Below are 20,754 nucleotides of genomic sequence, written 5' to 3' on the forward strand. Positions count from 1 at the left end.
GTGTTGCGAAGTCTGTTGTTGCTGGTGTTGAGCTTTGTCTTGAGTGGATGCACGGCCCTGATGACTCGCACTACTCCCATGAGTTGCCCCTATATCGGCGTGCGCATGGATTGGGCATTGGCTAAGGAGAACAACGGTGTGCTCTGGCCTTTTCTCGCGTTGGATGCTCCATTCTCCGGCGTGGTGGATACGCTGATGTTTCCCTTCGAGTATCAGTACAGCTGCACGCTTTGATCTTGAGCTGGCCGATGACCTGCCGCTCACTCATGGCGGCCTCTGTGTGTCTGACCTTCGATCACTGACAGAGACGAGCGTCTACAGTTAAGTGTGACCTTGGCTTCCCAAAGAGAACCGACATGCTCAAGTCTCGCTCGTTGATCGCTGTTCTTGCCGGCGTGCTCTTGGCTGGCGCTTCCCCTCTGGCGTTGGCCGACCCCGGAAATGGCAAGGGGCAGGGGCATTCCAAACACAGTTCTCAGGGTGACCAGGGGGGGCATGGCAAGGGGAAGAAGTCAGACGCCGATGACTGGAGTCATGGCCCCAGTGTCGATCGCGGCAGTGTCCTGGGCATATTGGGTGGGCACCGTGACTACTGGAGCCCGGGACCGGCGCTGCCTCCAGGCATTCAGAAAAACCTGGCTCGGGGCAAACCTCTGCCCCCGGGAATTGCCAAGAAGCTGGACCACCGGCTGTTGGGGCAGCTTCCTCGCTATGACGGTTATGAATGGCGGCAGGCCGGAACCGACCTGATTCTAGTGGCTATCGCCAGCGGGATCATCTACGAAGTGCTCAATGACGTCCTCAACTGATTGGCGGGCCTGTTGAGGTTTCAGCCTGTCGTGGCTGAAATCTCAACATCGAGTCCGTCTTCTCGAAGCGTTATTGCCAGCGCTTGAACAGCACGCTGGCATTGACCCCACCAAAGCCGAAACCATTGGACAGTGCGTATTCCATGGCCATTTTGCGTGCCTGGTTGCGCACCAGGTCAAGGCCCTCGGCGGTGCTGTCCGGGTTGTCCAGATTGAGGGTTGCGGGCGCGATCTGGTCACGCAGGGCGAGGATGGCAAAGATCGCCTCGATGCCGCCGGCGGCACCCAGCAGATGCCCGGTGGCGGACTTGGTGGCGCTGATGGCCAGGCCGCTGCCGGTGCCGAATACAGTCCTGATGGCAGCCAGTTCGCCCTTGTCGCCCACTGGCGTGGAGGTGGCATGGGCATTCAGGTGCTGGACCTGAGAGGCTTGCACGCCGGCCTGGCGCAAGGCTTGCTGCATGGCACGCCGGGCGCCGTCGCCATCTTCCGGCCCCGCGGTCATGTGGTAGGCGTCGGCGCTGGTGCCATAGCCCACCAGCTCCGCGATGGGCTGTGCGCCCCGAGCCAGGGCATGTTCCAGCTCTTCGATGACCAGCAGCCCGGCGCCTTCACCCATGACAAAGCCATCCCGTGCCTGATCGAAGGGGCGTGAAGCCCGTTCCGGGGTGTCGTTGTACTCGCTGGACAGCGCGCGGGCTGCGGCGAAGCCTCCCAGGCTGACCCGATGGATCGCCGCCTCAGCTCCACCACAGACGGCGATGTCGATTTCACCGGCGCGGATCATCCGCGCGGCGTCGCCAATGGCCTGGACTCCGGCAGCACAGGCAGTGACTGGCGCTCCCAATGGTCCCTTGAGGCCGTGGCGGATCGAAACGTGACCTGCCGCCATATTGCTCAGGAATGACGGAATGGTGAACGGCGACAGGCGCCGCGGGCCCTTGCTGTCGGTGGTTCGCACGGCATCGGCGATGGCCGGGAAGCCGCCTACACCAGAGGCAATGATGGTGGCTGTACGTTCCTGGGCCTGGGGACTATCGGGTTTCCAGTTGGCCTGGGCCAGGGCTTCTTCGGCCGCCGCCAGGGCGAAGAGGATGAAACGGTCCATCTTGCGCTGTTCCTTGGGGGCCAGCAGCCGATCCGGGTCGAAGCCGGCCTGGGGATCCTCGAGCGCGTCTGGCACCTGGCCGCCAATGGTGGTGGGCAGATCCTGGATAAACTCTTGCGGCAATTGACGGATTCCGGATTGTCCCGCCAGCAGGCGCTGCCAGACCTGCTCGACCCCACAACCCAGTGGAGTGATTGCGCCCATACCGGTGACTACGATGCGTTTACTCATGCGGGTCCTGCTCCTTAGTTGGTTTGCGTGGGGAACAACGAAACGTGGACGATACTATCATCATGAAAGTAACATCCGAATCCACAAATACTGAGGTGCATCGCAGGAGCCAGCCATGCAACGAAAAAGTCTGATCGACGCTGAATGTCCCATTGCCTGCAGCCTGGAGCGGGTCGGCGAATGGTGGAGCATCTTGATCATGCGCGACGCGCTGCATGGCCTGAGGCGCTTCGACGAATTCTCCCGCAGCCTGGAGATCGCCCCGAACATGCTGACCCGACGCTTGAACTCACTGGTGGAGGCGGGGCTGTTGGAGCGCCAGGCCTACAGCGAGCGCCCCTTGCGCTATCAATATGTGCCTACAGCCAAGGGCGAGGATTTCCGTGTCGTACTCATGGCCTTTGTAGCTTGGGGCAATCGCCACTACGCGCCCGAGGGCGAAAGCGTGCAACTGGTCGAGCGTGAGAGCGGACGACCTGTGCAGCCAGTGATGGTGGATGTTGCCGATGGTCATCTGGTGCCGTTGCAGGCGTGCACGGTACAGGCGGGACCTGCTGCCAGCGTCGGCATGCGTCAGCGACTGATGGCTATGGTGGAGTGAGTCCGGTTTGGGGCTGGCTCCGTGGAGCGGCTGCGCTGCCGGGCGGCTCGCTCTGGACGGTGGGCCCCGGGAGAAGGACGGAAGGATTGAGGTTACTGGGGATCAATTTGCCTACCACGTAGCCGCTGTGGCTGATCAGGGCCAGCAACAGCAGTGTGTTATGCAGTTTCGGCAACACCTCCAGCACCCAACTGCCTGAGCCCAGGCTATGGCCGACGGCGGCGCCATAGACAAACACCACCACCATGGTGATCAGCAGCATCTGCAGGCGTGGCAGGTCGACGATGACGCCATTGGTCACGTCCTCGCCGCGAATCAGGTCGGCCAATCGCGCATCCTTCGGGTCACTCTTCATCAGTACCTGGCCTTTGGCTGACGGCAGGGCGACCAGGCTCTGGCTGTCGAGCAACTGCTGGCCGGTGGTTGCCAGAGCGTTGGTGTCTGCAGGCTGCTCGGCCTTGCGGTTCAAGGCCATGGGGGCTGTGACGAAGCTGGCCAGGCTGAAGCCCATCAACGCGATCAGGTTGTAGTCCAGGTCCACCATCAGCGCCGTAGTGGCGTTTCCCCGGACAATGTTGCCGATGTACACCGTATACAGAGTGGCCAGTACCAGCAGTGTCCACAGGGTCATTTGCAGGCGTGACAGCGAATACCGGTTGCGCTCGTCAATCAGCACCCCAAGTACCCGTCCGCGAATTCGCAGACCGGCGAGGACGAACAAGACGAACAGGCCGGCCAGGCAACTGGCCCAGGCGCCCAGGCGTGGCCAATCGAATGCAGGTGCAACTGTCAGGTACGAGGGAGGGGTGGGGTGACTCAGAAGTAGGGCGGCGGGTGCGCCGGTCGCGAGCAACACGGCCAGCGTACGCAGCAGATAGCCATTGGTTTTCATCGTGGCAGGCCCTCTCCTTGTGTGGGCGGCTGTTTTTCCTTGGTCTGCGAGGCCGCTCTTGTCTCCAGGCTGCTTGACGTCGCGGGCGCCCTCCGGCTCATGGCCGCAGGGGCGCCTGCTGTTGGGTATAGCGAATCTTTTTCCTGGCCGTTTGCCGTTGGTCGGGTGTTGTGTAGGGGGGCGGCGGGTGTCAGCGAGCGCCAAGCCCGCGGCGCCAGGCCGGGTGGAAGTGTCGCCAGTGCGCGTCCTGTGCCGCCGCCAGGAGTTCGCGGTCACCCCGGGTATCGCCCCAGGCCCTGAGTCGATATTGGTTCAATGGGCCGTAGACACTTTCCAGGCGCAGTACCTTGTTTTCGCAACGGCAATTGTGGCCGGCGATGCGGCCGGTCAGCACGCCATCGACCACCTCCAGTTCGGTTCCGATCAGGCTGATGCCCAAGCGTGTGGCGAAAGGCTGCAGCACCAGGGCCGGCGACGCCGAGCACAGGGTCACCAGCGCTCCGGAACGCAGTTCCCCGGCTACGGCTTGCAGCCCACTCGGGCGCATCAGTCGGGTCCAGGATTTCAGGCAGAAGGCTTCGGCCTGTTGCTGGAGCCACGCCGCCTCGATGCCCTTGAGAAAGGTGCTGATCAATTGCGCCTTGAGTCGGTCGCGGTCAACGCGACGAGTCAGGTAACCCAGACTGGGTAGCGCCAGCTTGAGTATCCGTTGGTTGAACCCGCGTTGCCCGAAGGCAAACTTCAGAAAGGGCACAAAACTGTCGTGGCGAGTGAGGGTTCCGTCGAAGTCGAATACCGAAAGCACTGGGTTGGCATCGGCGTTGAGTCCAACGGTGTCCGGGGGTAGCGGCTGTGTTTCAGCCTCAGCGCTCAGGGGCGGCAGGGTCTTAGGGGGGGGCGACATAGCTGTTCTCGGTGGTTGCAGCCGCTTGATTCGCGGCCGGTATTGCCAGTAATGGATGCAGTTTACGCGCTCCAGCCTTTAGCCGCGGGCCGGATAGCCGGAGGATCAGAGGCGCAGCATGGGCAAAGGTTTCCAGGGGCGGATCAGCAGTTGCTTGAAAGACAGCTGAACCAGGCGCAGATGAAAGCCTGCATCAGGAAAGGCTGAAAATACCCGGCGGCGATCGTCTCGCGAGAGGCCGAAATTCAACATTCCCAGCGACACATCTATCCAGTCGGCTCGGCGAAAACGTTCCACCAGGCTGCCTGGGGGTGGGGCGGCGGTGATCTTGTGGTGCTGTTCGATCATTGCCAGCACTTCGGCTTTCCACTCGGACCTGTCTATTTCATCCAGGTGGTTTTCAGCCAGGCGCAGCGATGGCGGTAGGTAGTCGAACGTCTTGGCGGTCCAGATGCCCAGGTCGTGGAAGGCGCCAGCTATGGCCAGTTTCTGCAACTGCTGGGCATCGGCATTGATGAGCAGGTTGCAGAAGTTGATGACCCGGTACACGTGGTTGCGATAGCCGGTGAAGTCCTTGCCCAACTCTTGGCGATAGCGTTCCAGCAATTGATTCAGCGGTTCCAATCGTGTCAGCAACATTGCTTTTCCCTTGCAGGACTGGCGCTGGGGCCGGTCATTGATATCCGGGCAGTGGCTCATTGGGTTGCAGAGGTGCTGGCGCGTGCTCTTTCAACCATGGCCACGATGGTGGCGCAGAGTTCTTCCTGGGCTTGTGCGGGAGTGATTTCTCCCAGCGCCGCCGCGTGGGAAACCGCTTCGGCCGCACCCAGCATGGCGCGCAGCCCGGCCCTTGCGATCACGGCTCCGGTAGCGAAGGGTTCCAGAGCATGGCGGCATTTCTCTAGGAATATTGCCTGGTACTCGCGCTTGATGATCTCAAGCTCCGGCGAACTGGCCAGGGCGGCAATCACCCCGGGGATTTCGCGGCCCTGCAGTAGCACGCAGTCGACGTAGGACGTGGCAATGACTGCCGCGCGGGCGGCAAGGGTCGGTTCGCTGGTTTGCAGGGCCTGTTCCATCAGCAGCGTCTGGCGCTGGTCGAAGTCCTGATACAGCGCCGCCAGGAGCACCGCTCGAGTGCCGAAATGGTCGTAGACCACCGGCTTGGTGACGCCGGCCTGTTCCGCCAGATATCCCAGGGTGAGCGCCTCGGTGCCGTGCTCACGGACAATCTGCCAGGCTACGGCCATCAGTTGTTGCAGGCGTTGCTCCCGCGACAGGCGCCGTCGCGGCGATGAAGTGGAATCGGTTTTCTGACTGCTTGACATGGCTATATACCAAAAGTAACTTATCGGCAGTAACTTACTAAAAGTATATAAAGCTCAATCCCCCAGCGCAATCCGTCCGCAGGAGTACTCGCCATGCATGCACTTATTGTTGTCGCCCATCATGATCCCAAGTCTCTCACCCATAGCCTTGCGGCGCAGATTGCCGAGGGGCTGGGGGGCGGTTCCGGGCATTCATTCGAGATTGCCGATCTCTGGGCTGAAGGGTTCGAACCACGCTTCGGTGCTGCCGATATTGCTGTGCATCGTACCCAGGTGCTTCCTCCCGCCGATGTGCTCGCCGAACAGGCACGGATCGACCGCGCCGATGCTCTGGTGCTGGTCTATCCGGTTTATTGGTGGTCCATGCCGGCGCTGCTCAAGGGCTGGATTGATCGCGTGTTCTCCAATGGCTGGGCCTTCGATTTTCGCGCGGACGCCAAGCTGGAGAAGAAGCTAGGGCGTCTGAGCGTGCACCTGATAGGCGTTGCCGGGGCCGACGTTGGCACTTATGAGCGACATGGTTATCTCGGCGCGATGCAGACCCAGATCGACCATGGAATCTTCGACTACTGCGGCGCCAGGGTACTGACCTCGCAACTGATGTTTGACTCGGAGAGCGGCGATGTGGCGCCTTGCCTGGAACGGGCACGAGCGCTAGGGCAGGCACTGTTCAGTACCACCGCAGTCGTCGAGTCGGCGTGAGAAGAGGGCTGGAACCGTTTTCAACGCAGTATCACTTTCGTACAAAGCCTAGCCCCAGCAACACCAGGCAAAGGTGGACAGGCACAGCATCAGGGGCAGGGCGTCGAGAAAGTCATTCATACCCACACATTCCATTCAGGCAAGTGCCGGCAATTTAAGGTGAGCAACGTTGTCTGTCTGTTGCGATTCTGTGAATTTTCAGCGCATTTTCGTTTAACGGTGGACGGACTCTCGCACTGCGGTGATGGGCAATTCAGGCGCATCATCTTGGTGCCTAAAAAGGTGCGAGAAGGCGTGACATGAAACTAAAGTACTCAAAAAAAGTGTGGATATTTAATGACTTAGGTGATTTTATTTGCGTTTTTTTCTTCAAAATATCTTGTTACAGAATGTACTGTTCCGTTACTATAGCTCCGCGTTCACCTACCACGGTTTATGCATTTTTAGCCCCAAGTGTCCATCAGCTACTTGGGCTTTTTTTTGCCTGAAATTTGTCTCCGCCGCCTTTCTCGACGCACCCTTCCTACGCAAGCTTCAGAAGCCGGCCCGGCATTACGGGCGACAATCCCGCAATTCAATGCTCCAGGATGTGCAGTCCTTCTTCAGTCTGTGGAAGCTCGAAGTAACGGCAGATCAGCTCGAATTGTTCCTTGCTGGTACTAAAGGGGTGATCTCCCTGGCTGTTACGTTCCCGCAGTCTTCTCAGGCAGACATCCTCATCGACATTCAACAGGTGCAGTCGATGCTCGACCTGTGCTTGATCTGCCAAGGCTCGCAACCAGGCGCGTTGGGCCAAAGTATTGGCGGGGAAGTCCAGTACGACATTGTTGCCACCACGCAACAGACTGATCAGCAAAGGCTCCAGCGCGTTTTTCAGGCGCTGGGCATGCAGCGCATAGTCAGCAACTGAATGAATAAGGCCCGGATACAACTGCGCCAGCCATTGGTCCTCACAGATCAACACGCTGCCGGGAGCCTGGGCCAGTCGCTTGGCTAGTGTGGATTTACCCGAGGCGATCTTGCCGCACAGCAGGTGTAGAACAGCAGGGGGTGAGTGGCTCATGTTTGTCTCCTGGGGTTTGCGCTTCAGAAGACGGGTGATAAAACCTGCCTCCGAGGCGGGATGATTAGGGGTTGAACGACCGCTAGCCCACCTTGCTGATGCAGGCGGTCATAATCGCGGCGGGGCGGGACTGAAGATTCAGGTTCATAGGTTTGAAACTTACACAACTGACGGAAAAAAGCACAGCGCAGAATAACGCTGGAGAAGCAGGTAGACCCAGGCGATCAGTGCGTGGCCTGGCGCAGAATCTGCGCAGTAGAACTGAGAGGTAGTTAGCATTTGTTGTGTGTTTTTTCGATACAAAGGATCAGGCGCTGACCTATTCTGAATGGGAAAAATCCACAAAATTCCACACAGGCGATAAGCCATGCTCTCCACCAGCGAGCTTTGCCACATCTTGGAGTCCGGCTTTCTCCCGCTTTCCTGCGTCTGCAGCGTGCATCCCAGCGGCTCCCTGACGATCAAGATCTACGATGCCGATTCAGGCCGGGTGGATTTATTGTTAACCGGAGTCTCGACTGCCGAGCTCACCAGTGTGCGCGACATCTCCAACCTGATCGGCGAGTTGCGTACTGAGCTGCGGGCAGGGCGCAGAGGCTTTGCCGGTGGTTTTACCAACTACGCTGGTTAACACACCCCGGTTGTCATTGGTGACAGTTGAACATGTCATTCTGAACGCATAGTTTTGTGGCGTTCGCCCGGTATCTATGACTCTTTACCGGTTCATGGATGGCGAGGTCATGTGTACTGGGCGAACTCCGTTGGCTATCGATGTGCTTATATCCAGCCCAGGGCCTGTAGTATCCCATCGCAGCGTCAGTATCTGGTCAATGAACCGGGACGCGGCATGCCATGACTTTTGACTCTTCGATCTGTCCTTGCGGATTGACTCGATATCAAGGACGACCTCCATGAACATAGGCAATACGCCTCCCGCCAATTACACCTACGCACAACTGTCAAAGGTGCTGGAAAACAACCGCACAGCGACCCAGGTCAAGGGCCCCGAGGCGCCAGTGGAACAGGCGTTTTCGACTCACCTGGAAACCGAGTTGGCCGTCCCCCAGGACGACCCGCACAAACTCAAACTATCGTTGAATTTTCTGGCTGAGGCTTGAGACCTGCCAAGGGCCCGCTTCGCGCTGAACGCATTGCATGGTTTGACTGGCGCCCCTCTCGAATGAACTTGTGGCTGGTGATAAGTCTTTATAAATCAGTTGGTTGGATAAATTCTCCGTGTTAGTCTTGGCGCCGCTTAACAAGTCGACGCGATGTTTGATGAGCCTATCCAGGATGATCAGACCGCCGCTGTAGGCTGCTGATTTACTGTGTTTTTTTACACAGGGCTCAGAGTGAAGGGAGAGGTTTTTTTGCCTGCTTCGACCTTGCTTCACAAGGACTGGATGTATATATTCCACACCCTGCTTTAAGCACTGGCCGGCCTGATGCCGATTGACTGTTCCAGTGCCGCGTGATCGCGCTACCGCCCGAATGGCGAAACTGGTAGACGCATGGGACTTAAAATCCCCCGCTCGTAAGGGCGTGCCGGTTCGATTCCGGCTTCGGGCACCATATATATCAAGGGGTTAGGCTTCTTTCACTGCTCCTTAGACAGAAAGCAAATTGCCGCAATCCTACAATGTTGCCGCAATCTATTTTGTTGGCGAGACCTTCTTACCTATCCGATTGCGAATGTAGTGCTCGGTCATGACGACAGTTGTGTGCCCAAGCTGGTCGCGTGCCTGCAGAATATCTCCGCTAGCTTCGAACTTCTCCATGCCTGCTTTTGCGCGCAGATCCCTCATTTGAAAATCAGCCTTTTTAACCCCGGCCGCCTCTCGAGCAAGGTCGAATCTTCTTCGTAGCATTGCCACCGTCAATGGTGTGCCATCTTCCAAAACGATCAGCCGCGTCGAGCGGAATTGGTGGGAGTCCTTCCTCGCCATTATTCGATCAAGAACTATCTTCAGTTCGCCAGTGATTTCGATGCGGCGCTTTGCCTTGGTCTTTCCTTGTTGAACAGCTAAGCGGCCATCGCGGATATCCACGCCGCACGTAGCGGCAGAAGGTGGTTGCTCGGCCTGCAGCCGGTAGTAGGTGGTGCACCGGCACCTTGGACAGATCATGTCGCTGACGCCCGAGCCGTACTTCTTGGTTGGCACTTTTAGCCGCTCGCTTTCCATGTCCTTGTTCTTGCAGCGGCAGCACTGAACTTTTATGACGGACATGCGTGTCTCCCGCCCGCCATCGCCGGCAGGCTTTCCGATTGTTGAGGGTGTTGTTTCAGATGGTGCTGATTTGCCCTGGCGTTGCGCCTGGCTGTGGTTTGCAGCGTTCGCCCGGCCTAGTCCTTCATTTCAAGTCCAGGGCTCTCGGGTCTGGCGGACTCTTCTGGACCAGTCCTGTCGGAGTGTGACCCGTCCGCTGAGTTTTACGACTCAGCTGGCTTGGGCCGTGACGGTTTTGTTGAACTTAGGTAACTTGGCATTTTCCCTTCACGGATGACAGACTCATGCCAAGAACGAATCGTATTGCAAAAAATGCCCTGAGCATCTCGCTGCTGGGCCTACTAGTCACTAGCACATTGGCCTTGGCAGAAACTCAAAAGGTGACCGATCTGTTAAGCAGTGGCTATGAGATCAAAGCCGCCTACCAGTCGCCAGCAAGAGTCGGCACGGTTCACTTTCTAATCTTGCAAAAAGGCTCGTCTGCGTTCCAATGTATGAGCTACGGCTCCGAATTAAGGCCGAAATTCTTCGACTATTCCAACACCTACTCTTGCGCAAAAGTTCAGGATCTGATTCCGGTCCAGCCTAACCTCGGGCAATGAACCAAAAGTGCATTTACGGTTATGGGTAACGCTGGATTTGGTCTAGGCCGCGCAGGTTCGGCAACGTCATTCATGGCCTTGGTCCCGTGTAGATGTTCCAGGCGAGGTAGAGCAGGGCGGATCATGGCTGCACCTCCAGATCGCGGCGGACTTGGCTGTATTTCTCGACGTGCCCGCAAGGGTTGATCCAGCTGTGAACGACCAGCTGAAGGCTGAGTAGGGTTCGCCGTGCAGGCCGCCGCACCGCTGGCAAATCCGCGGGAGCGTCACGGTGATTGAGGCTTGGACCGCGTGCTGCTACCGGGCCGGGATGGTTACCGTTCTTTCTTCAGGCATGACTTCGTCCTTGGCCGCTATAACGGCTGAATTAAATGTGGGGGAGGGGTTACTGCTGGGGAGGGTTGGGCAGCCGCTGCTAAGGGGAATTAAGGGGGGGTGAAAGAGGGCATGCTTCGACAAGAATCCACCCTGGAACTACTGTGGTTGAAAGCGGCAAGGGTGGCCTCATCATGTTCAATCAATATCCAAATCAAAAATTTGCTCGGCGGTTGTTCTTTTCAGGGGGGCTATTGATGCTGGGCGTAGCGATCGCCGTCCTTGTTAGTACTGATTGGATTGGATTTTTATTGACTGTTGTGGTTTCGAGCATCTTTTTCATACCCGCGTTCATCCTTAGCGAAAAGGCCTTTGAACGCTTTGTAAAAGCGATGGGCAAGATCAGCTTTCTGGCTCCAGTCATTCGATTTTTCAGCGGCTGAATTAGATGAGAGTTCGATTTTTATGGGTGGAGTACAAATGTACTCCTGTCAGGATTTGGCTGGTTCAGCTTTCACGGCCAGGCCCTCTACCGCCTCGCTGTAGATGAACTTGATCTGGTCCCACGGGATGGTGTGTTTTTGCCCGTACTCGCCTTCAGCGTCGCAGATGTCGCAGCCCTCTGTGGGGTCCTCCAGCTCGCAGCATTCAGGGCATTCTGTGATAACTCGAAGCTTGAACTCCCCAAGTAGCAGGGTCTTGGCGCGGGCATGATGCGGTAGCCGTCGGGCACCACCGCAACCGGCGCGCTCGGCTCTGCGCTGTAGAGCGCGCCACACCTCACGCAGTCGCTACGAAGCGGAACGAACGCATGAGCTCCTTCTGCGCAGAGGTCGTTGATCGGCTCTACGCTGGCGGATAGTGCGGTGTGCGCAACCGTGCCATCTTCAATGAAATCGGGCTCATCGCCGCACCAAAGGATATTCAGCGGTTCTCCGCTTACTGTGTCCCAGTTCCCACTCTCAAAGTGGTAATGCTCCCGATCGGCGTAGAATTTCAGGGCCTTGCGCAGAGCCTCGACCTCCTTCTCCAGCCGCTTCGCTTCATCGAACCAACTCCGGCGCGATAGCTCGCGCTCGTTGTCGCTGAAGGTGAGAGCGCCTATCTGCTCGTCCTTGGTGTTTAGGTCGGACTGAAGGGCAGCTACTCGATGTTCCAGGTGTTGGGTTTCTACGGGCATGGGGCGTCCTATCCTGGGCTTGCCCGGGTGGTGTTGTGGGGGGACGGAAGGCCGGAACCAACTAATTGCGCATACGGACTTGCGTTTTTGAGATCAGAGATACCCTTACAAGTACGAGCGGTTTTTACCGGTTAGCTTAACGAGGGGCTCTATGGTGATTATTCGAATCTTTGAAGATTTGCTTAGCGGCTACATCGCTTCCGGTAAATGGGATGAGAAAGCTCATCAGAAAGCTGCAGCAGCTGCCGATGAAATGCTCAAAGAGTATGATCGTCGCGTAAGGCAAGCGGGCAGTTAAGTTTTCCTCGTAGCGACATAAGCACAGCCATCGTGCTGGGCTTTTTTACATCTGGAGCCACCATGGCCTTCTACGACGAAATGGCCGTGATGGCTCTGGAGATGATCACAGAGTTCGGCCAAACCGTGATCATCCGCGACATCAAGCCCGGCGAGTACGATCCTAATACAGACTCGGCCGGCCCTGACACGTGATATTGCCGCTCGACTCCACCTTGTCTGTGCCAGGAATGGCGCGCAAATCACGCATCTGGAAGTCAGGTTTTTCAACTCCTGCGGCCTCTCTGGTCATATCAAACGCGCCTGCGTAACATCGCCGCCGTCATGGCGTGTTAGCTTCTGCCACGGTCAGCTGCATCGAGTGGAGCTGGTGGGATTTCTTCCTTGCCATTATTCGATCAAGAACAATCTTCAGCTCGTCAGTGATTTCAACATGGCGTTTAGCCTTGGTCTTTCCTTGCTGAACAGTCTGACGGCCACGCACGACACCTTCAAAGTGGAGCATTCCCTTGAGCTGACGCTTGCTAAAGCCACGTAGCGCCGCGCCAGCGCGGCATACGCTCATTGTTACCCCAGACACGTCCATCGGCGGCGACCCAGCCGGTCACGGCCTAGATGCTCGCGGCTTCTGAGGATTGCTGCATCACGACTTTTTTCAGAAATGACTTCGTCCTTGGCCGCTATACCGTCTATGCAGTGGAGAAGGGAGGGAGGTATCGTGTCCTTGGGCAAACAGCAGCTGCGAGTTGGTTGTTATAACTTCGTCACTCAATATTAAGGATTGATCTTGTGCCGAACTCAGTGATTATCAAGAGGAAGGTATTGTTCGGCGACTGTGATCCGGAGGGGATTGTCTATACACCTAGGTTTTCGTACTTTGTGGTTGAGGCCGTTCATGATGCACTTACAGTTTGGCTGTCCGGACCCGGATTAAGAACGCTGCTAGGTTTTAATTTACTGCCTCCAGCAAGGGCCTTCTCGCTGGAGTTTCTTCATCCGGTTACTTGGGATGATGAGCTTTCAATTAAGGTAAGTGTTTCCAGTGTTGGGCTTCACTCGTTCACTTTTTTAGTCGAGGGCAGTTTGACGCCAGATGTTATTGCATTTACTTCTAGCCTTACACACGTTTGCGTCTCACCGATTACCAGAGAAGTTATTGAGGTTCCTTTGCAACTGCGGGCGTTACTCCAGCCATGAGCGTTATAGTTGATTGGACGAGACAGAGTGGGCGTGGCGCGTGCGGGCTTAACCTTTTTCCAGCTCACCCAGTTTCCTGGCGTGCGGTGCGTCACCGCTGAATTGCGTGCTGCTGATGACGTCGGCCAGTTCTAGAGGAACGCTTCTTTCCTTTTTGACTGGTGACGACCCAGGCGGATGCGTCGATCCTTTAGTGATGCACTGAGCCTCGGGTACACTGCGCAGGTCGATTGGGCTGGCCAGTCATATCCACAGATTTGGAATTATGGACACAAGTACGCTTCAAGTAAGGAACGCTTCACGCCCGGCACCGGTCATCTTCGGAGTGGCCTACTGTCTGCTCCTGACGTTCAAAATTGCTTATTGGCTGGTCAATGAAGGCTGGGACTTAGCCAGGACAGGAGATATCGCGCTGATCATGCTGCTACCCCCTGTACTGACTTGCTTACTGCTGGCTACGGGCGGCCTGTTGTTTTGGGTGCGTAGCGCAAAATCCTCGTGGTGCCTTATGGGGGCACTGCTTTTGGGGCTGACGCTGATACCGCTTATGTTGCCGGAAATTTTCGTAGTACCGGCCAGCATGTACGCGCAGGTTGCCTGGCATGTGTTGCCGTCCACTCTGCAAGCAATCCTGCTGATTGCCGTTTGGGTCTACAGCCTGCAGCTGCGCCGAACCGGTTACTTCAAATAGATTGTCAGGTTCTAAGCCCAACCTCTCGTTGGGCTTTTTAGTTTCCAGCCTCTGGATGCTATCGTCTTCCGATCTCACAAGAAGCTGAAAGCATGCGAATTTTGATTGCGGAGTTGGGACTGGCTGGTGACTTACTCCTCGAACATGATCAACGGTCAACAAGCACAGGCGGCAGCAAAAACTGAGACGTATGCATTTCAGGGAAGGCCTGCCAGTGCCTGGGCGTAGTAACGGTGGTAAGGGATGGTGGCTTACTTATCGGCGCCGCATAACTTGAGATGCGGTTTCCATCGCGTCAATGAGCTGCGCTATCGTAAGACTGCCTTCCTCCTGATATCGCATTCGCGCGATTCTCATTAAGTCCCTAGCTTCCGTATATGCTTTTCGCCTTGATGCTGGCGATAGAAAAGTCAGCACTGCCGTTACTATCCCAGACAGCATCGCCATCGTACTGGCGTCGTCTGCGTTGAGCTTTGCAGTGTGGGCTGCCAGGAAAGCAAATGCCCCTGCTGATACCCCAAGCGTGTAGTGAATAATCGACCAGGCCAGTTCTTTTCGTTTATAAAATTTCTGCTGTTTAATGTACTTTTTAGGTATTTCACGACCCATGACAGACTCCTTGTAGTCATGCGACTCGCAGGCTGCGAGCTAAAACATACCAAGCTTAGTAAAAAATGATCATGGCTGGACGTAGGCTTTCAAGGTACTGCGCAACTGTATGACAGCAGATCTGCGTGCGAGTGAAAGGCAGGTCAATGAAAGGCTTTTTGGGGCCGCCTTCATCCAGTCGCTCGAACCAACTATCGATCGGGCACAGAGCCCGGTGTGGCCAGGTTTGCCGGAAGAAAGCAACGCGGGTGACCTTCTTTACGCGTGCACAGCCTTGAGATTGTTCATTAGCCTTTCTGGACGATCATTGCACGCAAGAGCGTCTCGAAGGAGAATGGCGAGCTTCTAATCACCGTCATTAGGATTGTTCTGTTAAATCAACGAGCTGATATCAGGCTAGTGGTCGGGCATGTCAAACGAAATACCCTTTGGTCTGAAGTTTACTTCTCGGGGGGGGAAGCATCTTGCTAATGAATGATCTCGGTCTAGATGTTCTCGAGAGAGTTGAATGTTGTAGAGGTATGACCGGGGTTTTCCTTCGATTCAGATCTGGTTTTTCCAATAAGGCCACATAAAAAATGAAAGCAAAAGTATTACTCATCGTTTCGCTAGGGGTTATGTCGTTGATTCAAGCATCCCTATCTTTCGCGGATAATGCCAATGGAAAAAATCTCTATTTACAGCGATGCGCTATGTGTCACGGAGCAGATATCAAGGGGACGGGGCCGTTGGCAAATAAAAGCAATCCGCCCACGCCTGATCTAACGACATCCGCATTTAAAAAGCGCCTAAATGATTATCCAGGCGTTATTGTTTCATCAGTCATACTGCGACCCAATGGCGACTTGATTCCAAGAACTTTACGGGAGAATGGTGTAAAGCTATCGCCATTCTCTTGGCGGGTTAACGATTTTCGCGATTTAAATCAATATATGAGTGGTGTGATTTTAAAAAGCCGATGATTTTTAGAGGAGGCGCGGGTACAGAGCTTTAAGGGGGCGTGGCATCCTTCATTGCCAGTGACTGATCATGTACAAGTGCATGAGATACTCGGGTGTGCAAGGCTCACAGATCTATGGTGAGCGCTCTGCTGGAGTCAAGGGCTCACGAGCAACCGAGATTGATTTGCGAGAAATCAAGGTTCGCGGTGAGCTTGAAATAGACAGGAAGTGTATTGGTGGTACATAGCTGAATGCTCCTGTCTGTGAAATGCAAAGCCCGGCCAAATGCCGGGCTTTTGTATTAATCAAGGCGACTCGGCTTCTCTATTTTGTAGAGCAGGTACTCTTGAGTGCGATCAGTGAGTTGTCTGATGGCGCGATGGGAGAAGTGCCCGCCGATTTTTTCCATGGCGCGTTGAGAGCGAACGTTCTGGCTGTCAACGTGAAACCAAACAGTGTCCACCCATTGAAATGCATGGGTCAGCATTAAATGTTTCAACTCTCTATTGGTTCCGCCTCCCCAACGATCACGAGCCAGGAAGGTGTACCCGATCGTCACTTCTCGTTTCTTCTCATCGAACTCGTAATAACGAGAGGAGCCGATCACTTGGTTATGGCTGCGATCGATAACGATAAGCGCGCCTTTTGAAGCAAGTGCCTCGTTAAACCAATGGTGAAATACGTGCTCCTGATAGCGCGTTGGACTTGGATGTTGAGCCCAGATCAGAGGGTCGGATGCCACACGGTACAGCGCTTCGAAGTCATCATTTTCCAGTGGGCGCAGTTCAAGCGTTTCACCAATAGTTGAGGGGGCGAGTGGCAGTGGTTGCATCATTCTTTCCTTTGGGCTCAGGAGTGGGCTTGTCTGTTCACTGTCACGTAGGTGGCGCTATCGATTGGACTACCTTCGAAAGGTCTTAGCCTATCCGATAGGAGTGATGACTGCGGGGCCGCTTCGTCTCTGGCGCGACAATGCACCACACTGGCGCAACCGACGTGACTGGTCTTTTCTGTTTCGGGTCCTTTGGCGTGCTCGCTGACCGTTCTGGTGGCAGGCGCGTGAGGGACGGGTGTTTGGGGCCCGGTTCTTGAACCTACGGTTTGCGAGTGCCCCTAAGTGTTTGCTCGTGCCCTCGATAGTGGGCATGGATTGCTCGTCTACTGACCAGGAGGTTACAAATGAAGAAAGTCATGTTGGCTGTGCTGCTGCTCTGTGGTTTTTCCCTGACTGCCCAGGCTGCGTGCCCGGTATTTGGCCCATCCAAGGACCCGTGCAGCGGTCCGGTGTTTGGTCCTTCTACTTGCGAATGCCCTTAGTGCAGGTCATCTGGCAGGTCCGGTTGAATCCGGACCTGCTTTTTGAAGTTGGCACTGTCCGCTCTCAAGCAGGCTATTAAGCGTGCCCCCTTGGAACCCGCCCTGAGCGGGTTCTTTATTGCCTTGAGAAAAGATCGGCAGGGGAGCCAACCGAGTACGGTAGACGGTATGTGCTGTTTACCGCACTCAAACGGCGCGGTTCTGATTAAATGAGGCTGGTTTTTACAGGAGCTTCTTTGTTATGGAAAATCTGTTCAGGCAACCATTGTTCGTAGTTGGCATGACCCTGCTCGCTGTGGGAATGGGCACCTCTAACCCCGGTTTTTGGATACCCGGGAGCGTTTTTATGATGATCGGTTGGTCGCAACGGCGAAAGGGTTGAGGCGGCTGTTCTCATAGTGCAAAGACAGTGATGCGCGAGTCCGAGTCCATCAGTTAGCTGTTGCCGGTCACCGGTCCTGCTTTTTTCTGAACCTCATTCACGGAGCAAAACATGAGTGCTATCAACCAAGCGGTCCTGGACGATCTGGCACCGCAAGGCGTGCTGCGGGCCGCGATTAATTTTGGCAACCCAGTCCTGGCGCAAAAAGGTAGTGATGGTTCGCCGCAAGGTGTGTCGGTCGCCTTGGCAGGCGCTCTGGCTGAAGAGCTCGGCGTAAGTTTGCAGATGGCCACTTTCGATGCTGCCGGCAAGGTCTTTGCGGCGTTGGAGGAGGGCATCTGGGATGTCGCTTTTCTGGCTATCGAGCCAGTGCGTGAGGAGCAGATCGCCTTCAGCGAGCCTTACGTCATCATTGAGGGCACCTATCTGGTGGCGGCGGATTCACCTTTCCAGGCGGTCGAGGATCTCGACCAGCCAGGCCTGCGGTTGGCAGTGGGCAAAGGTGCGGCCTACGACCTGTTTCTGTCTCGTACGTTGAAACATGCTCAGCTTGAACGGGCGGAAACCTCGGCGGGTGCGGTCGAGCTTTATCTTCAACAGCATCTGGATGCGGCGGCCGGCGTGCGCCAACCCCTGGAGCAGATGGCGGCCAACACTCCGGGTTATCGTGTACTGGAGGGTGCGTTTACGGCTATTCGTCAGGCCATGGCAGTGCCGCGGCAGCGGGAAGCAGGCGCGACCTATGTCAGGGACTTCATCAAGCGCAAGAAGGCCGAAGGATTCGTCAAGGCCGCACTGGCCCGGAGCGGGCAGACCGATGTGACTGTCGCGCCTCTTCAATAGCGAAGTATTGGTCATATCAGGTCCATGTCGACGGCAGGTGCGTTTCTCTTGAAGGACCTGTGGGGGAGGGGAGTGACTGTTGGAGACGTCCTCCCAATCAGGATTTCAAGAGCGTTCAACCTTCTTCGCAACTCAGGTTTTTTTGCGTGAAGGCAGCAGCATGCCAACCTGCTGTTTATAAGCCAGGTATTGCTTGCCAAAGACTCTGGCCATGTCTTTCTCTTCGAGATGGGTTCCCACGAATATGTAAGCGGTGCAGGTCAGTGCGAACACGAGGTGTCCGACAGTCATCTCAGGCGTTGCCCAGAAGGTTATGAGAAAGCCCAGGTACATGGGGTGGCGAACAACCTTGTAGAGAAAGGGCGTGATGAAGTTGAGGGGCTCCGGCTGGGTTTTGTAGATGCCACGGTAAGCCTGTTTCAAACCAAATAACTCAAGATGGCTGATCAGAAAGGTTGCCATTAGCGCAAGCCCCCATCCCGCCCAGTACAAGCCGTTCAGCAACCCTCTGAAACCCTCGGCCTGAACGGTCCAGACCACGGCCGGGATGGGTTGCCACAGGATGAACAAGAGGATCAGCATCAGGCTGCTGCATAGAACATAAGTCGCTCGCTCTATGGGGGCGGGAATGATCCTGGTTATTTTTTTCTTGAAGCCTTCGCGGGCCATGACGCTGTGCTGGACCGCGAACAGGGTGATAAGGGCGATATCTATAACTGTTGCAACCAGCCCATGGCGATATACCCCTGAGTCAATGTTTTTTGGTACCAACAACGAACCGAGAAAACCAATCAAGTAGAGAAAGGTCAGGAGAAAAATCACGTAGCTGCAGAGGCTGTAGAGCAGATAAAGCAGGTTTTTGGCAGTGTTTCCGGTTGTTTTTTTCAGTTTGTAGTCCGCGTTCATGAACGATTCCTTTCGGTCATGGCGGAGACTGCAAACTTGCGCCCAGAGTGGAAACTCAATTAATCGACGCTTAAACCTAGCACTGATTGTCGCTTGCTGTTCCTTGGCTGTTTCAGCGTTGTCCCGGATCCGGCTGCACTAGATGCCGCCAGGGAAATACTTGCCGGGCAAAATGCTTTACGTAGCCGCCGCCAGTGGCCTGGATCACCATGAACTGCAATGCAGGGCGCAGTTGTTGCAGGCTCTCGAGCTGTTCCAGGCTCAGGCAGGTGTTGCGCAGGCGCAGCGCCCTCAAAGGGTCGCAGGCAGTACTGGCGAATAGTTGTTCATAGTTGGCGAAGGAGGTGACGGACTGATCTTCGCGCTGATCCGCCCAGTTGTTCTGCAGCGCGCTGGATTCGGTGAAGTCCAGGTTGCTCAGCCGCGGCAGATTGTCCGAGCTGGCCAGGTTGGCAATGAAGTGCTGGGTGTCCCAATGGCCGCCAATACGCAGGTGGGTAAGGTGCGGCAGATGGACCTGGAAGAAGCTCGAGTCGGGGGCATTGGGCAGGGTCAATTCGCTCAGATGCGGCGCCTTGGCGACAAAGCGGGCGATCTCTCCTGCTTCCTCCATCAGCATGCCGGCTTTCTGGATCAGCGAGGCATTGTGATCCTGGGGCTCGCTGGGGCGAACCGACAGCGACCTGAGAATGGGAAAGTTCACGTCGCTGTCCAACAAGGGCGTGAACTCCCATTCGCGGGTGCCGTTTGACCCTTGGTCCGGGCCAGAAAAGGCCAGGGAACTGAGGGTGTCGGCCACTGCCTGGTCGGCGAGGCATTCCAGGGTCCAGGCAAAGGGCTCTTCCCACAGGTCGCCATGAAACTCCAGATGCAGGCCACCACGCATTGGGGCCAGGGCCAGGTAGTTGTAGTCACTGACCCACAGCGGCCCCGTCAGGTCTTCGGGGTGGTCGTCGCGCTCGGCTGCCTGGTCCCGGGTGAAGCCATGGATGCGTTGCTGCAGGTCCAGCAGGCGCTGGTAACCCGGCGAGGACAAAGGGGTAGGCATGGCTGGAATCCGCTGTTGGGTGGGGCCGGGCTGAGCCGCTGGCGAGGGGCGTCGATAATAAGTCCTGTCGCCTACCTGAGTCTTGGTCCGGCACAGTGCCCTACACATTTTTCAACAAATTGACCATGTCCCCGGGGGGGGCAGGGAGCACTAGGATCGCCCTTTCATGCACGGGTCCTGTGGACCTTTAGAAGTGTTACCCCGTGCCACAAGGGCTATTGCCTCATTCAACCACTGGATTGCTGGCCAGCTCGCTGCAGGGCCGGGGCGTTGCCCGGCAGTTGCACCGCGAGCTTGAAGACTGGGCGGCCGGGCAGGGCGCGCGCTGGCTGCGGTTGAGCGTGGTGTTCGAGAACGTCCGGGCCGAGGGTTTCTGGAGAGCCTGTGGCTATGTCGAGGCCCGTACCCGTGACGGGATAGAGCTGGGCCAGTTACGGCACAGGGTGCGCATCATGATCAAGCCGCTGTCCTCGGACTCCCTTGAAGACTACTTGACCCTGATGCCCCGCGATCGGGTCGAGCCCCCGGTATCGGTCTGATAAAAATGGTTGGAAACAGTG

General features: G+C 56.3%; 28 protein-coding genes, 1 tRNA gene and 2 pseudogenes. 17 read left to right on the plus strand and 14 right to left on the minus strand.

The window, feature by feature from the left end; genetic code table 11:
• Entirely contained in the window at positions 1-234 is a 234-nt protein-coding gene (locus J5M73_RS24205; protein ID WP_102863147.1) for a YceK/YidQ family lipoprotein, read from the plus strand.
• A gap of 122 nt (positions 235-356) precedes the next feature.
• Positions 357-809, plus strand: coding sequence for an anti-virulence regulator CigR family protein (locus J5M73_RS24210; protein ID WP_102863148.1), 453 nt, complete (start codon positions 357-359; stop codon positions 807-809).
• A 70-nt stretch (positions 810-879) separates the two neighbouring features.
• On the opposite strand, the gene fabF is transcribed toward J5M73_RS24210, so the two are convergent.
• Entirely contained in the window at positions 880-2,148 is a 1,269-nt protein-coding gene (fabF, locus tag J5M73_RS24215) for a beta-ketoacyl-ACP synthase II (RefSeq protein WP_207816293.1), read from the minus strand.
• Positions 2,149-2,263: 115 nt separating this feature from the next.
• On the opposite strand from fabF, the gene J5M73_RS24220 reads away from it, so the two are divergent.
• The gene (locus J5M73_RS24220) at positions 2,264-2,749 is read left to right on the plus strand and encodes a helix-turn-helix domain-containing protein (protein ID WP_102863150.1); all 486 of its coding nucleotides are present in this window, start codon (positions 2,264-2,266) and stop codon (positions 2,747-2,749) included.
• Here J5M73_RS24220 and J5M73_RS24225 read toward each other — a convergent pair.
• The 4 genes from J5M73_RS24225 to J5M73_RS24240 form a co-directional block, all read right to left on the minus strand.
• The gene (locus tag J5M73_RS24225) at positions 2,736-3,641 is read right to left on the minus strand and encodes a hypothetical protein (RefSeq protein WP_102863151.1); all 906 of its coding nucleotides are present in this window, start codon (positions 3,639-3,641) and stop codon (positions 2,736-2,738) included. The two genes, J5M73_RS24220 and J5M73_RS24225, sit on opposite strands and share 14 nt — an antisense overlap.
• 190 nt (positions 3,642-3,831) lie before the next feature.
• Complete coding sequence (locus tag J5M73_RS24230) at positions 3,832-4,545, minus strand: HAD family hydrolase (RefSeq protein WP_102863152.1); 714 nt, start codon at positions 4,543-4,545, stop codon at positions 3,832-3,834.
• A 105-nt stretch (positions 4,546-4,650) separates the two neighbouring features.
• On the minus strand, positions 4,651-5,184 hold the full coding sequence (locus J5M73_RS24235; protein WP_207816295.1) for a hypothetical protein: 534 nt from the start codon (positions 5,182-5,184) through the stop codon (positions 4,651-4,653).
• 56 nt (positions 5,185-5,240) lie between these two features.
• Positions 5,241-5,873: a TetR/AcrR family transcriptional regulator gene (locus J5M73_RS24240; RefSeq protein WP_102863154.1), complete on the minus strand. Its 633-nt coding sequence runs from the start codon at positions 5,871-5,873 to the stop codon at positions 5,241-5,243.
• A 93-nt stretch (positions 5,874-5,966) separates the two neighbouring features.
• Between J5M73_RS24240 and J5M73_RS24245 the strand changes: the two genes are divergently transcribed.
• Entirely contained in the window at positions 5,967-6,575 is a 609-nt protein-coding gene (locus J5M73_RS24245; RefSeq protein WP_102863155.1) for an NAD(P)H-dependent oxidoreductase, read from the plus strand.
• A 574-nt stretch (positions 6,576-7,149) separates the two neighbouring features.
• Here the strand turns inward: J5M73_RS24245 and J5M73_RS24250 are convergent.
• A complete protein-coding gene (locus J5M73_RS24250) occupies positions 7,150-7,638 on the minus strand; it encodes an ATP-binding protein (protein ID WP_102863156.1) in 489 nt (162 codons plus the stop codon).
• A 367-nt stretch (positions 7,639-8,005) separates the two neighbouring features.
• On the opposite strand from J5M73_RS24250, the gene J5M73_RS24255 reads away from it, so the two are divergent.
• The 3 genes from J5M73_RS24255 to J5M73_RS24265 all read left to right on the plus strand — a co-directional run bounded on the left by J5M73_RS24255 (position 8,006) and on the right by J5M73_RS24265 (position 9,210).
• Positions 8,006-8,269, plus strand: coding sequence for a DUF1652 domain-containing protein (locus J5M73_RS24255; protein ID WP_102863157.1), 264 nt, complete (start codon positions 8,006-8,008; stop codon positions 8,267-8,269).
• A gap of 280 nt (positions 8,270-8,549) precedes the next feature.
• Positions 8,550-8,756, plus strand: coding sequence for a hypothetical protein (locus J5M73_RS24260; RefSeq protein WP_102863158.1), 207 nt, complete (start codon positions 8,550-8,552; stop codon positions 8,754-8,756).
• Between the two features lie 367 nt (positions 8,757-9,123).
• A tRNA-Leu gene (locus tag J5M73_RS24265) sits at positions 9,124-9,210 on the plus strand.
• A gap of 80 nt (positions 9,211-9,290) precedes the next feature.
• On the opposite strand, the pseudogene J5M73_RS24270 reads toward J5M73_RS24265, so the two are convergent.
• A pseudogene (locus J5M73_RS24270) lies at positions 9,291-9,683 on the minus strand (tyrosine-type recombinase/integrase); the annotation flags it as partial.
• Between the two features lie 467 nt (positions 9,684-10,150).
• On the opposite strand from J5M73_RS24270, the gene J5M73_RS24275 reads away from it, so the two are divergent.
• The gene (locus J5M73_RS24275) at positions 10,151-10,468 is read left to right on the plus strand and encodes a hypothetical protein (protein ID WP_102863229.1); all 318 of its coding nucleotides are present in this window, start codon (positions 10,151-10,153) and stop codon (positions 10,466-10,468) included.
• 479 nt (positions 10,469-10,947) lie between these two features.
• Positions 10,948-11,226 carry a hypothetical protein gene (locus J5M73_RS24280; protein WP_102863230.1) on the plus strand — a complete coding sequence of 93 codons (279 nt, stop codon included), beginning with the start codon at positions 10,948-10,950 and terminating at the stop codon, positions 11,224-11,226.
• Between the two features lie 86 nt (positions 11,227-11,312).
• Here the strand turns inward: J5M73_RS24280 and J5M73_RS24285 are convergent, their stop codons facing one another.
• The gene (locus J5M73_RS24285; RefSeq protein WP_102863231.1) at positions 11,313-11,963 is read right to left on the minus strand and encodes a hypothetical protein; all 651 of its coding nucleotides are present in this window, start codon (positions 11,961-11,963) and stop codon (positions 11,313-11,315) included.
• A gap of 151 nt (positions 11,964-12,114) precedes the next feature.
• Between J5M73_RS24285 and J5M73_RS24290 the strand changes: the two genes are divergently transcribed.
• Together J5M73_RS24290 and J5M73_RS32110 are read left to right on the plus strand one after the other, a co-directional pair.
• A complete protein-coding gene (locus J5M73_RS24290; RefSeq protein WP_180988569.1) occupies positions 12,115-12,261 on the plus strand; it encodes a hypothetical protein in 147 nt (48 codons plus the stop codon).
• Positions 12,262-12,323: 62 nt separating this feature from the next.
• On the plus strand, positions 12,324-12,455 hold the full coding sequence (locus J5M73_RS32110) for a hypothetical protein (protein WP_258009275.1): 132 nt from the start codon (positions 12,324-12,326) through the stop codon (positions 12,453-12,455).
• A 127-nt stretch (positions 12,456-12,582) separates the two neighbouring features.
• On the opposite strand, the gene J5M73_RS24295 is transcribed toward J5M73_RS32110, so the two are convergent.
• Positions 12,583-12,825, minus strand: coding sequence for a hypothetical protein (locus J5M73_RS24295; protein WP_102863232.1), 243 nt, complete (start codon positions 12,823-12,825; stop codon positions 12,583-12,585).
• Between the two features lie 224 nt (positions 12,826-13,049).
• Between J5M73_RS24295 and J5M73_RS24300 the strand changes: the two genes are divergently transcribed.
• Entirely contained in the window at positions 13,050-13,457 is a 408-nt protein-coding gene (locus tag J5M73_RS24300) for a thioesterase family protein (protein ID WP_102863233.1), read from the plus strand.
• Between the two features lie 265 nt (positions 13,458-13,722).
• Positions 13,723-14,148: a hypothetical protein gene (locus J5M73_RS24305; RefSeq protein ID WP_146036411.1), complete on the plus strand. Its 426-nt coding sequence runs from the start codon at positions 13,723-13,725 to the stop codon at positions 14,146-14,148.
• 255 nt (positions 14,149-14,403) lie between these two features.
• On the opposite strand, the gene J5M73_RS24310 is transcribed toward J5M73_RS24305, so the two are convergent.
• Both J5M73_RS24310 and J5M73_RS31930 read right to left on the minus strand, forming a co-directional pair.
• Positions 14,404-14,757: a hypothetical protein gene (locus tag J5M73_RS24310; protein WP_102863235.1), complete on the minus strand. Its 354-nt coding sequence runs from the start codon at positions 14,755-14,757 to the stop codon at positions 14,404-14,406.
• Between the two features lie 145 nt (positions 14,758-14,902).
• Positions 14,903-14,995 (minus strand): annotated as a pseudogene (locus tag J5M73_RS31930) (DUF159 family protein); the annotation flags it as partial.
• A 340-nt stretch (positions 14,996-15,335) separates the two neighbouring features.
• Here J5M73_RS31930 and J5M73_RS24315 point away from each other — a divergent pair.
• Positions 15,336-15,719 (plus strand): c-type cytochrome, encoded by a 384-nt coding sequence (locus J5M73_RS24315; RefSeq protein WP_102863236.1) that lies wholly within the window; start codon positions 15,336-15,338, stop codon positions 15,717-15,719.
• A gap of 280 nt (positions 15,720-15,999) precedes the next feature.
• Here J5M73_RS24315 and J5M73_RS24320 read toward each other — a convergent pair whose 3' ends face one another.
• Positions 16,000-16,530 carry a GNAT family N-acetyltransferase gene (locus J5M73_RS24320; RefSeq protein ID WP_102863237.1) on the minus strand — a complete coding sequence of 177 codons (531 nt, stop codon included), beginning with the start codon at positions 16,528-16,530 and terminating at the stop codon, positions 16,000-16,002.
• 347 nt (positions 16,531-16,877) lie between these two features.
• Here J5M73_RS24320 and J5M73_RS31935 point away from each other — a divergent pair, with 347 nt between their 5' ends.
• Both J5M73_RS31935 and J5M73_RS24325 read left to right on the plus strand, forming a co-directional pair.
• Positions 16,878-17,015 (plus strand): hypothetical protein, encoded by a 138-nt coding sequence (locus J5M73_RS31935; RefSeq protein WP_240322014.1) that lies wholly within the window; start codon positions 16,878-16,880, stop codon positions 17,013-17,015.
• Positions 17,016-17,508: 493 nt separating this feature from the next.
• Positions 17,509-18,240 (plus strand): ABC transporter substrate-binding protein, encoded by a 732-nt coding sequence (locus tag J5M73_RS24325; protein WP_102863238.1) that lies wholly within the window; start codon positions 17,509-17,511, stop codon positions 18,238-18,240.
• A 132-nt stretch (positions 18,241-18,372) separates the two neighbouring features.
• Here J5M73_RS24325 and mddA read toward each other — a convergent pair whose 3' ends face one another.
• Together mddA and J5M73_RS24335 are read right to left on the minus strand one after the other, a co-directional pair.
• The gene (gene mddA / locus J5M73_RS24330) at positions 18,373-19,146 is read right to left on the minus strand and encodes a methanethiol S-methyltransferase (RefSeq protein WP_102863239.1); all 774 of its coding nucleotides are present in this window, start codon (positions 19,144-19,146) and stop codon (positions 18,373-18,375) included.
• Between the two features lie 112 nt (positions 19,147-19,258).
• Entirely contained in the window at positions 19,259-20,194 is a 936-nt protein-coding gene (locus tag J5M73_RS24335; protein WP_102863240.1) for a hypothetical protein, read from the minus strand.
• 218 nt (positions 20,195-20,412) lie between these two features.
• On the opposite strand from J5M73_RS24335, the gene J5M73_RS24340 reads away from it, so the two are divergent.
• Entirely contained in the window at positions 20,413-20,733 is a 321-nt protein-coding gene (locus J5M73_RS24340; RefSeq protein WP_243433920.1) for a GNAT family N-acetyltransferase, read from the plus strand.
• Positions 20,734-20,754: the final 21 nt, after the last annotated feature.

Source organism: Pseudomonas sp. 50_B (assembly GCF_017491625.1).
In the GTDB taxonomy this organism is placed as follows: domain Bacteria; phylum Pseudomonadota; class Gammaproteobacteria; order Pseudomonadales; family Pseudomonadaceae; genus Aquipseudomonas; species Aquipseudomonas danubii.

Coding starts and splice junctions, on each gene's coding strand:
- J5M73_RS24210 (WP_102863148.1), top strand. CDS start 357: ATGCTCAAGTCTCGCTCGTTGATCGCTGTTCTTGCCGGCGTGCTCTTG.
- fabF (WP_207816293.1), bottom strand. CDS start 2,148: ATGAGTAAACGCATCGTAGTCACCGGTATGGGCGCAATCACTCCACTG.
- J5M73_RS24220 (WP_102863150.1), top strand. CDS start 2,264: ATGCAACGAAAAAGTCTGATCGACGCTGAATGTCCCATTGCCTGCAGC.
- J5M73_RS24225 (WP_102863151.1), bottom strand. CDS start 3,641: ATGAAAACCAATGGCTATCTGCTGCGTACGCTGGCCGTGTTGCTCGCG.
- J5M73_RS24230 (WP_102863152.1), bottom strand. CDS start 4,545: ATGTCGCCCCCCCCTAAGACCCTGCCGCCCCTGAGCGCTGAGGCTGAA.
- J5M73_RS24235 (WP_207816295.1), bottom strand. CDS start 5,184: ATGTTGCTGACACGATTGGAACCGCTGAATCAATTGCTGGAACGCTAT.
- J5M73_RS24240 (WP_102863154.1), bottom strand. CDS start 5,873: ATGTCAAGCAGTCAGAAAACCGATTCCACTTCATCGCCGCGACGGCGC.
- J5M73_RS24245 (WP_102863155.1), top strand. CDS start 5,967: ATGCATGCACTTATTGTTGTCGCCCATCATGATCCCAAGTCTCTCACC.
- J5M73_RS24250 (WP_102863156.1), bottom strand. CDS start 7,638: ATGAGCCACTCACCCCCTGCTGTTCTACACCTGCTGTGCGGCAAGATC.
- J5M73_RS24255 (WP_102863157.1), top strand. CDS start 8,006: ATGCTCTCCACCAGCGAGCTTTGCCACATCTTGGAGTCCGGCTTTCTC.
- J5M73_RS24260 (WP_102863158.1), top strand. CDS start 8,550: ATGAACATAGGCAATACGCCTCCCGCCAATTACACCTACGCACAACTG.
- J5M73_RS24275 (WP_102863229.1), top strand. CDS start 10,151: ATGCCAAGAACGAATCGTATTGCAAAAAATGCCCTGAGCATCTCGCTG.
- J5M73_RS24285 (WP_102863231.1), bottom strand. CDS start 11,963: ATGCCCGTAGAAACCCAACACCTGGAACATCGAGTAGCTGCCCTTCAG.
- J5M73_RS24290 (WP_180988569.1), top strand. CDS start 12,115: ATGGTGATTATTCGAATCTTTGAAGATTTGCTTAGCGGCTACATCGCT.
- J5M73_RS32110 (WP_258009275.1), top strand. CDS start 12,324: ATGGCCTTCTACGACGAAATGGCCGTGATGGCTCTGGAGATGATCACA.
- J5M73_RS24295 (WP_102863232.1), bottom strand. CDS start 12,825: ATGAGCGTATGCCGCGCTGGCGCGGCGCTACGTGGCTTTAGCAAGCGT.
- J5M73_RS24305 (WP_146036411.1), top strand. CDS start 13,723: ATGGACACAAGTACGCTTCAAGTAAGGAACGCTTCACGCCCGGCACCG.
- J5M73_RS24310 (WP_102863235.1), bottom strand. CDS start 14,757: ATGGGTCGTGAAATACCTAAAAAGTACATTAAACAGCAGAAATTTTAT.
- J5M73_RS24315 (WP_102863236.1), top strand. CDS start 15,336: ATGAAAGCAAAAGTATTACTCATCGTTTCGCTAGGGGTTATGTCGTTG.
- J5M73_RS24320 (WP_102863237.1), bottom strand. CDS start 16,530: ATGCAACCACTGCCACTCGCCCCCTCAACTATTGGTGAAACGCTTGAA.
- J5M73_RS31935 (WP_240322014.1), top strand. CDS start 16,878: ATGAAGAAAGTCATGTTGGCTGTGCTGCTGCTCTGTGGTTTTTCCCTG.
- J5M73_RS24325 (WP_102863238.1), top strand. CDS start 17,509: ATGAGTGCTATCAACCAAGCGGTCCTGGACGATCTGGCACCGCAAGGC.
- mddA (WP_102863239.1), bottom strand. CDS start 19,146: ATGAACGCGGACTACAAACTGAAAAAAACAACCGGAAACACTGCCAAA.
- J5M73_RS24335 (WP_102863240.1), bottom strand. CDS start 20,194: ATGCCTACCCCTTTGTCCTCGCCGGGTTACCAGCGCCTGCTGGACCTG.